The sequence below is a fragment of the Halalkalibacter sp. APA_J-10(15) genome, assembly GCF_023017105.1.
Lineage (GTDB): Bacteria > Bacillota > Bacilli > Bacillales > Bacillaceae_D > Halalkalibacter.
In genome coordinates, this window is record NZ_JALKEV010000006.1 from 227,261 (window position 1) to 236,014 (window position 8,754).

The 8,754-nt window shown below is 37.9% G+C and carries 11 protein-coding genes and 1 pseudogene; 9 read left to right on the forward strand and 3 right to left on the reverse strand.

All coding sequences use genetic code 11. From position 1 onward, the window contains the following. Positions 1–240 precede the first annotated feature (240 nt). Genes MW695_RS09675 through mnhG form a run of 7 tightly spaced genes read left to right on the forward strand, consistent with a single transcriptional unit; the run spans position 241 to position 6,002 of the window. Positions 241–2,655, forward strand: coding sequence for a Na+/H+ antiporter subunit A (locus tag MW695_RS09675; RefSeq protein ID WP_247105097.1), 2,415 nt, complete (start codon positions 241–243; stop codon positions 2,653–2,655). After that, positions 2,652–3,098 carry a Na(+)/H(+) antiporter subunit B gene (locus MW695_RS09680; protein WP_247105098.1) on the forward strand — a complete coding sequence of 149 codons (447 nt, stop codon included), beginning with the start codon at positions 2,652–2,654 and terminating at the stop codon, positions 3,096–3,098. The genes MW695_RS09675 and MW695_RS09680 overlap by 4 nt, the downstream gene beginning before the upstream one ends. Then, on the forward strand, positions 3,098–3,436 hold the full coding sequence (locus MW695_RS09685) for a Na(+)/H(+) antiporter subunit C (RefSeq protein WP_035345628.1): 339 nt from the start codon (positions 3,098–3,100) through the stop codon (positions 3,434–3,436). The genes MW695_RS09680 and MW695_RS09685 overlap by 1 nt, the downstream gene beginning before the upstream one ends. Continuing rightward, the gene (locus MW695_RS09690) at positions 3,429–4,910 is read left to right on the forward strand and encodes a Na+/H+ antiporter subunit D (RefSeq protein ID WP_247105099.1); all 1,482 of its coding nucleotides are present in this window, start codon (positions 3,429–3,431) and stop codon (positions 4,908–4,910) included. The genes MW695_RS09685 and MW695_RS09690 overlap by 8 nt, the downstream gene beginning before the upstream one ends. Before the next feature lie 5 nt (positions 4,911–4,915). After that, positions 4,916–5,392 (forward strand): Na+/H+ antiporter subunit E, encoded by a 477-nt coding sequence (locus MW695_RS09695; protein ID WP_247105100.1) that lies wholly within the window; start codon positions 4,916–4,918, stop codon positions 5,390–5,392. Then, positions 5,393–5,668 (forward strand): Na(+)/H(+) antiporter subunit F1, encoded by a 276-nt coding sequence (locus tag MW695_RS09700; protein ID WP_247105101.1) that lies wholly within the window; start codon positions 5,393–5,395, stop codon positions 5,666–5,668. Beyond that, on the forward strand, positions 5,655–6,002 hold the full coding sequence (gene mnhG, locus MW695_RS09705) for a monovalent cation/H(+) antiporter subunit G (RefSeq protein WP_247105102.1): 348 nt from the start codon (positions 5,655–5,657) through the stop codon (positions 6,000–6,002). Before MW695_RS09700 ends, mnhG begins: the two co-directional genes overlap by 14 nt. 47 nt (positions 6,003–6,049) lie before the next feature. Here mnhG and MW695_RS09710 read toward each other — a convergent pair whose 3' ends face one another. Then, complete coding sequence (locus MW695_RS09710; protein ID WP_247105103.1) at positions 6,050–6,586, reverse strand: hypothetical protein; 537 nt, start codon at positions 6,584–6,586, stop codon at positions 6,050–6,052. Positions 6,587–6,599: 13 nt separating this feature from the next. Further along, on the reverse strand, positions 6,600–7,379 hold the full coding sequence (locus MW695_RS09715; RefSeq protein ID WP_247105104.1) for a phosphatidylserine decarboxylase: 780 nt from the start codon (positions 7,377–7,379) through the stop codon (positions 6,600–6,602). A gap of 106 nt (positions 7,380–7,485) precedes the next feature. Here MW695_RS09715 and pssA point away from each other — a divergent pair, with 106 nt between their 5' ends. Together pssA and MW695_RS09725 are read left to right on the forward strand one after the other, a co-directional pair. After that, on the forward strand, positions 7,486–8,025 hold the full coding sequence (pssA, locus tag MW695_RS09720) for a CDP-diacylglycerol--serine O-phosphatidyltransferase (RefSeq protein ID WP_247105105.1): 540 nt from the start codon (positions 7,486–7,488) through the stop codon (positions 8,023–8,025). Positions 8,026–8,300: 275 nt separating this feature from the next. Next, positions 8,301–8,576, forward strand: a complete 276-nt coding sequence (locus tag MW695_RS09725) for an HU family DNA-binding protein (protein ID WP_247105106.1) — start codon at positions 8,301–8,303, stop codon at positions 8,574–8,576. Between the two features lie 60 nt (positions 8,577–8,636). On the opposite strand, the pseudogene MW695_RS09730 reads toward MW695_RS09725, so the two are convergent. Beyond that, positions 8,637–8,754: pseudogene (locus tag MW695_RS09730) on the reverse strand (IS30 family transposase); the annotation flags it as partial.

Below are 8,754 nucleotides of genomic sequence, written 5' to 3' on the forward strand. Positions count from 1 at the left end.
TGTAATCGCTTTAATCATTTCCTCAAAAAAATTTTTTAATAGGAATTTTACTGATTTTCTTCATATTTATAAGTTTCGTTAAAATGGCACATCCTAATAAGTACATAAGATGCATGAGTTTTCGTTATAGGTTATAATTTCAATTAGCCTAAAAGTAATACTGTCTTTAAAGGTAAAGAGAGAGGAGTAAACGTAATCGTAGCTTAATCATCACAATTATTTCATAAGGAGGTATGTCTGTTGACGCTTTTACATTGGGCTACAATCTCCCCTTTTTTGTTAGCCATCTTAATTCCGTTTTTGTATAAATACTTAAGGTCTATACATACAGGCTGGTTTGTTTTAATCTTACCAGTAGTTCTATTTGTTTATTTCATTAACTTCTTACCAATCACTTCTAATGGTGACGTAGTGAAAGAGGTAGTTCCGTGGGTTCCATCACTCGGAATCAACTTTACTGTTTATGTAGATGGTTTAAGTTTATTGTTCCTATTACTCATAACAGGAATAGGTGCTTTAGTTGTGCTCTATTCTATTTATTACCTTTCTAAGAAGACAGAAAAACTAAACAATTTTTACGTATACTTATTAATGTTTATGGGTGCGATGCTTGGGGTTGTCCTATCTGATAACTTAATCGTTCTCTATGTTTTTTGGGAGGTCACAAGTTTAGCATCATCACTATTGATTAGTTATTGGTTCCACCGTGAGAAATCAACATACGGTGCACAAAAATCGATGCTTATTACCGTAATGGGTGGATTGTCGATGCTTGGTGGCTTCTGCCTTGTTTATGTGATGGCAGGTACATTTAGCATTCGTGAGCTGATTGCCAATGTCGACCTATTAACCGGAAGTACACTATTTATTCCTGCAATGCTCCTTATTTTATTAGGTGCATTTACAAAATCAGCTCAATTTCCGTTTCACATTTGGTTACCAGATGCGATGGAAGCACCGACACCTGTTAGTGCGTATTTACATTCAGCAACTATGGTTAAAGCGGGTATTTACTTAGTCGCTCGATTAACACCTGTCTTCGGTGGGGTACCTGAATGGTTTTGGATTCTATCTGGTTTTGGGATCATCACATTATTCTGGGGTTCCTTATCAGCAGTCAGACAAAAAGACCTTAAAGCAATTCTGGCTTTCTCAACGATCAGTCAACTCGGCTTAATTATGTGTTTACTCGGGCTTGGTTCAGCATCGATGTATTTTGGTATGGGAGAAGATTACTTTACGCTTGCTATATTAGCTGCTGTGTTTCATCTGATTAACCATGCAACCTTTAAAGGTAGCTTGTTTATGACTGCGGGTATTATTGACCATGAAACAGGCACACGAGATATTCGTAAGCTTGGTGGCTTAATGACGATTATGCCTGTAACATTTACCGTCTCATTAATCGGAATCGCATCAATGGCCGGGTTACCTCCATTTAATGGGTTCTTAAGTAAGGAAATGTTCTTTACAGGTGTACTACGTGCATCGGAGTTATCCATTTTCAGTATGGAAACGTGGGGACTTTTATTCCCAATCCTTGCATGGATAGCGAGTATTTTCACATTTGTTTACTGTATGATCATGTTCTTTAAGACGTTTACTGGTAAATTCCAACCTGAGAAATTAGAGGTTGACCATGTTCATGAAGCACCTATCGGTATGTTAATTAGTCCAATTGTATTAGGCTCACTTGTTGTGGTCTTCGGTTTCTTCCCTAATATATTGGCGTACACATTAATCCAACCAGCAATGGCTGCGATTTTGCCTTCGCTCTTACCCGATGGAGAAGTGTTTCATGTCGACATTTACCATTGGCATGGATTTAACGCTGAGCTATTTATGACATTTGGAGTCATTATATTTGGTACGGTCATTTACTTACTAATGAAGAAGTGGACAAAGCTAAGCATTTATATGCGTGAGCGTGACCCGCTTAACTGGTTTTATGACAATGGAGTTAGTGGAACGATTAGCGGCTCACAAGCGATTACGCGTATCCAGATGACTGGTTTACTTCGCGATTATTTCGCATATATGACAGTTTTTATTATCCTATTGTGTGGATACACGATGATTAAATACGATGCTTTTGCGATTGAAACAACGAACTTAACAGGAATTGATCCATTTATGTGGGTGCTTACACTTGTCTTTATCGCAGCAACCGTCTCGATTCCATTCATTCATCATCGAATGACAATTGTCATCGTTGTTGGTGTGCTTGGCTTCTTATTAGCATTACTATTTGTTGTATTCCGTGCACCAGACTTAGCATTAACACAGCTACTCGTTGAAACAGTTACGGTCGTTCTCTTTATGCTAGCGTTCTATCACTTACCAGAGCTCAGAAAAGAGAAGTTCACTCCACGATTTAATATCGTTAACTTATTAATCGCTTTAGGTGTAGGTGGGCTCGTCACGTCTATTGCATTTAGTTCATTTGCTCTCGGTTCAGAAGCAAACCTACCAACCATTGCAGAATTCTTTATTGAGAACTCTAAAGAGCTCGCCGGTGGGTACAACATGGTTAATGTCATTCTCGTTGACTTCCGGGGATTAGATACGTTACTTGAGGTTCTCGTTCTCGGTATCGCCGCATTAGGTGTTATCGCACTTGTGAAACTTCGTATGACAGGGAGGGAAGATGTATGAAGCCAAACCAAAACCAAATAAAAACAAATGACTTAATGCTAAATACTGTTACACGCTTTGTCACGTTTCTCATCCTTTCCTTCTCCGTCTATTTATTCTTCGCAGGTCATAATGATCCTGGTGGAGGGTTTATCGGAGGATTAATGACAGCAAGTGCTTTTCTACTGATGTATCTTGGCTTTGATATGAAAACGATCAAAAAAGCACTGCCGATCAACTTTGCTTCAATGATCGCGATCGGTTTATTAATTGCGATTGGAACCGGGGTTACTAGTATGCTCTTTGGCTACCCGTTTCTCACGCAATTCTTTGAATACTACCAACTCCCTATATTAGGAGAAACAGAACTGACAACGGCTCTGCCGTTTGACTTAGGTATCTATTTAGTCGTAGTTGGTGTAGCCTTGACAATCATATTAACAATTGCGGAGGATGATGAGTAATGGAAATTTTAATGTCCATCACTGTAGGTGTCCTCTTTACAGTGGGTACGTATATGATACTAACGAAAAGTATGTTACGTGTCATAATTGGGTTAATCCTTCTTTCACACGGTGCCCACTTACTCTTATTAACGATGGCTGGATTGCAACGTGGGACACCCCCACTGCTAAGCCTTGGATCAGAAGCGTATGCCGATCCGTTGCCACAGGCACTAATTTTAACAGCCATTGTCATTAGTTTTGGGGTCACATCCTTTTTACTTGTGCTAGCCTATCGTACGTATAAGGAGCATAAGACGGATGATTTAGACCAATTGAGGGGATCTGCTGATGAATAATTTAATTTTACTACCTGTATTAATACCGTTTATTATTGGAACAGTTTTGATTTTATTTTCAAAGAAACATACAATTCAACGTGTTATTAGTGCCATTACAATGACGGCGATGCTAGGTTTAGCGATTTATATTGCGATATTCGTTTTCCAAAATGGTATTACAACACTTGAGCTAGGAAACTGGCGAGCGCCATTTGGAATTGTACTCGTTGCAGATCTGTTTGCAACGATGATGGTTGTATTAGCAAGCATTGTCGGTTTTGTTTGTCTGTTTTTCGCCTTTCAGACCATTTCACCTGAACGTGAAAAATTTTACTTTTACCCGTTTTATTTTTTCCTATTAGCAGGTGTTAACGGTTCTTTTTTAACAGGTGATTTGTTTAACCTTTTTGTATTCTTTGAAGTTATGTTAATAGCATCCTATATTCTTATTGTTCATGGAGGAACGAAATACCAGCTTCGTGAATCATTGAAATATGTCATTATTAACGTATTTGCTTCGATCTTGTTTATCGTTGGGATTGCTTATCTCTATGCAGTAACAGGCACATTAAATATGGCTCAAATTGCAGAACGAGTTGCATTACTCGATCAGACAGGTGTTTTAAATGTCATTGCGATTTTGTTTTTACTCGTATTCGGTATGAAAGGGGCTCTTTTTCCTTTATATTTCTGGCTCCCGCGTTCATACTACGGACCACCCGCAGCGATAGCTGCATTATTTGGTGGACTATTAACAAAGGTTGGTATTTATGCGATCATACGAATGTTCACACTTATTTTCACTCACGACCCTAGCTTTACACACTATATAATCGTGACATTAGCTGGACTTACGATGATTTTCGGTGTACTTGGAGCCGTTTCACAGTTTGACTTCAAGCGAATTCTCTCTTATCACATCATTAGTCAGGTCGGTTATATGGTGATGGGACTTGGAATTTATACGCAATTAGCAATAGCCGGAGCGATCTATTATATTGCTCACCACATTATCGTTAAATCGGCCTTGTTTCTATTTGCAGGTGCTGCACAAAAGGTTACTGGAACAACTGATTTAAAGAAAATGGGCGGACTACTAAAAACCCACCCTTACCTAGCGTGGATGTTCTTTATATGTGCGATTTCACTTGCTGGAATTCCACCATTAAGTGGTTTCTTTAGTAAATTCCCGATTATCCTTGCTGGCTTCCAAGAAGGAGGATATGTCATCGCTGGGGTTGCATTAGCCGTAGGTTTATTAACTCTCTTCTCGATGATGAAAATCTTTATGTATGCCTTCTGGGGAGAACAGAAGCACACTGAAGAACAGGCACAATTCCGTGTAGGTAAACTGCTTTTACCAATCGTACCACTCGTTGCTTTAACGATCGTACTTGGATTTGCAGCAGAGCCCGTCTTTCAGTATTCTTTACAAGTAGCTGAGCAAATCTTAGATCCATCAATTTACATCGAATCTGTGCTTAAGGAGTAGTTGCTATGGCTTTTCAAATTTTAACTAATATTGTCATCGCTCTCGTATGGGTGTTATTGCAAAACAGTTACACAGGTGTCGATTTTCTAGTTGGATATGTCATCGGGATCCTGATCCTTTTCGTTTTACGTCGCTTTCTAAGATTCGATTTTTATTTTCGAAGAGTATGGGCGATCATGAAACTAGTACTTTTATTCATCAAAGAATTAGTGTTAGCTAACATCGATGTCATTAAAATTGTACTTAGCCCAAAAATGAACATAAAACCAGGGATTGTAGCTGTTCCAACAAAATTAAAATCAGAGTTTGAGATTACTCTACTTGCATCATTAATTTCACTAACTCCAGGGACATTATCAATGGATTTCTCGTCTGATAATCAAACGATATATATTCATTCGATTCATGTTCCAGACAAAAATGCTATGATCGAACAAATTCATCATACATTTGAGCGAGCCATTATGGAGGTGACGAAGTAAATGTTCTATATGATTCTCACGATTGTACTCGTCATCATGTCGATCTCGCTATTCGTCTGCTTCATTCGTACTGTGATTGGCCCTACGATGCCAGATCGAATCATTGCACTTGATGCTTTTGGCATTAATTTAATTGGTTTCATTGGCATTCTTATGATCTTACAAGAGACGGTAGCCTATTCTGAGGTTATACTTGTCATAAGTATTCTTGCCTTCATCGGCACAATTGCATTATCGAAATTTATTGAGAGGGGTGTTGTCTTTGACCGCGACTGAGGTTATTATTAGTATCTTTGTTTTAATTGGTGGCTTTTTAAGCTTACTCGGTTCAATTGGTCTTATTCGTTTTCCTGATGTATATGGACGTACACATGCAGCAACGAAAAGCGCCACTCTCGGAGTCATCTCAATTATCATTGCTACCTTTCTGTTTTTCTTGCTCGTCCAAGGTGAATTCATTATGAAATTGTTGCTTGCGATCATCTTTGTCTTCTTAACAGCTCCTGTAGCTGCTCAGATGGTTGGACGCGCAGCCTATCGAACAAAAGTACCTCTATGGGAAAAAAGCGTTCAGGACGACTTAAAGAAAGCTCAAAAGGAATCACAATAATTTATAAAAAACGTGACCACTTGAAATTGGAGTGGTCACGTTTTATTTCATTGGTTATAATTTCGACTATAGTCGATAAATAACGTAAATTCAAACACTTGGATTTCTCGAAGAATCATCGCATCGGCTGAATCCTCCCCATTTAAATGAATCGCCTTTTCCACTTCATCAATGAATCGAAAAGGATCCCACCGTCCCCATGACTTTACTTCAGGTGAAAATAAACTTGCTTTTTCATATAATGACGAAAACACAGCATGTTCTCCTGCAAGACGAAACCAATACTTCGCGTTACTAAAATCTCCTTCTCTTCGGTGCATCATCCCATGCCAAAGGCTGCCAACCTCTTCAGACATTCCTTGTGAGATTGAATGCGACAGCTCTAGTTCGTCATTCCAAAGAAGTAAGCCTGAACGGACAGCTTGACTTGACAATGTTGAAGAGTCATCATGATCACTCAACACTTCGTCTGACAATGCCATAATTTCTCTTGTAAGCTTCTTGTCCCACGGCTTCTTTGGACAAAGTAATGGAAGTGGAGAACGATTGGTTAACTGTGCCGCAATTCTTACATATTTGTCCATCTTATCGCACCTCTCATAAAATAAGTTCTCCTATACTTTCTCCCATTAGAAGTGATTGTCCTGCATACAATTCATTAAATTGAAGCAGACCTTCCTCAGCCAAAAGAACAACCGTCGATCCAAAAGAGAAATACCCTAGCTCCTCCCCCTTCTCAACATTTTGTTTCTGGTTAGTGAGCTCAATTGTATTAATATTCATAGCTCCAACTTTAACAAGCGCTAAAGATTTAGCGTTCACCTCAACTTCTGTAATAATACGAAAATTCCTTGATAAAGGCCGTTTTCCATACGTCAGACCATACTCATTAACAGGATATGACTTTTTTCCAAGTGACCATCTCTCTCTAACAGTAGCTGTCACTGGAGCATGTATGCGATGGTAATGACTAGGACTTAAATATAGAACAACATATTGACCATTCGCATATTCCTTTGCTTTCTTTTGAGATTCAAGCATTTCTTCTAATTTGTACACTTGTCCTTTTATTAAAAACGACTCGCCTTCATTTAATTGCCCAACTTGAGCAACAACACCGTCAACTGGACTAACAATAGCATGATCTCTACGATCGACCTCTCTACTACCCACCTTTAAATTTCGTGTGAATAATTCATGCAAATTTTTATAGGATAGTAATGGTCGCTCCATCTCCTCCTGATTAAGGTCAAATGTACGAGCAAAAGGTACAACTAGCGGTTTACTTAACGAAGAAGTGGCAAACTTTTTTAATAAGTAAGACGAAATACGATGATTGGTTAACTCTACACACATTCTAAAAAAAATTTTCTTCATTTTCCAAATCTCCTAAAGTCATGTTCTAGTGCTTGAAAGAGCACTATGTTATGATTGTAGAAATGAGTTTTAAAATCGTATCATACAACAAAGGAGTTGATGATATATGTTTCTGCTACAACAATTAGACAACACGGCTAAAAAGATAAAAAGTCAAATAGCTAATGCGTTAACGCTTGTCAATTTGTGTTTAGGTGCTTTTGCTATTATTTATGTTATTCAAAATCAACTTCATATTGCCTTATTGTTTATTACGATCGCTGCGTTATGTGACAGGCTTGATGGTGCAGCAGCTAGGCGATTTAATGCAGTTTCTGATTTTGGAAAGCAATTGGACTCTCTAAGTGATCTTGTTTCCTTTGGGGTCGCTCCTGCGTTTCTAATCTTCCAAGCAAGCCTAAACTCCTTCGGTCTTCCGGGGATATTTCTAACGATCTTTTTCATTTTATGTGGTGCTATTCGATTAGCTCGATTTAACGTTACAGCCCCTAAATTTCATTTTGTCGGCTTACCGATTACTGCAGCGGGGTGTATTTTGACCTTACAAATATTAATTGTACCTTATTTACCTTCATATTTCTTCATGTTTCTTACATTGATTTTATCTATTCTTATGATTTCTACTTTCAAAGTTCGCAAAGTTTAGAATCATAAGCAAGATTTGAAGATATATGCATGTGTAAAATTTGACAAAAATCTATTATTATGTTTTCTATTAAAAATGTCCTTTTTTAGCGAAAATGTCAAAAAGGACACTTTTTTTAGGCATTTTTGGGTAAAAATCATGGATTTTCCGATGAAACTCTTGACACGACTAGGCTTTCGTGAGAAATTTTAGTTGCAGCATTTTTTGAACTGCTTGTCTAAAAAAAAATGATGACAAATAGTTTTCAATCAAAGGAAAGAAAGGGAGTTATTTTAATGAACAAAACAGATTTAATCAATGCCGTTTCAGAGCAAGGAGAATTATCAAAGAAGGATGCTTCAAAAGCAGTTGACGCTGTTTTTGATAGTATTACAAATGCACTAGTTGAAGGTGGGAAAGTTCAACTTGTTGGATTCGGTAGCTTTGAAGTACGTGAGCGTTCTGCTCGTAAAGGTCGTAATCCTCAAACTGGAGAAGAAATTGAAATTCCAGCTACAAAAAATCCAGCATTCAAGCCTGGTAAACAACTTAAAGATGCTGTAAACGAATAAAGATGAAAACAACCGACAAATGATCAACCATTTGTCGGTTGTTTATTTTATGACGGTTTGTCAATCTAACTGCGACACTTCTTCCCAAAATGCTTCGTGTGAAGTTTTCCAGCCAAGACATTTCCTTGGTCGATGATTAATTAAATATAAGGCTAACTCTAGTTCTTCTTCAGTAATG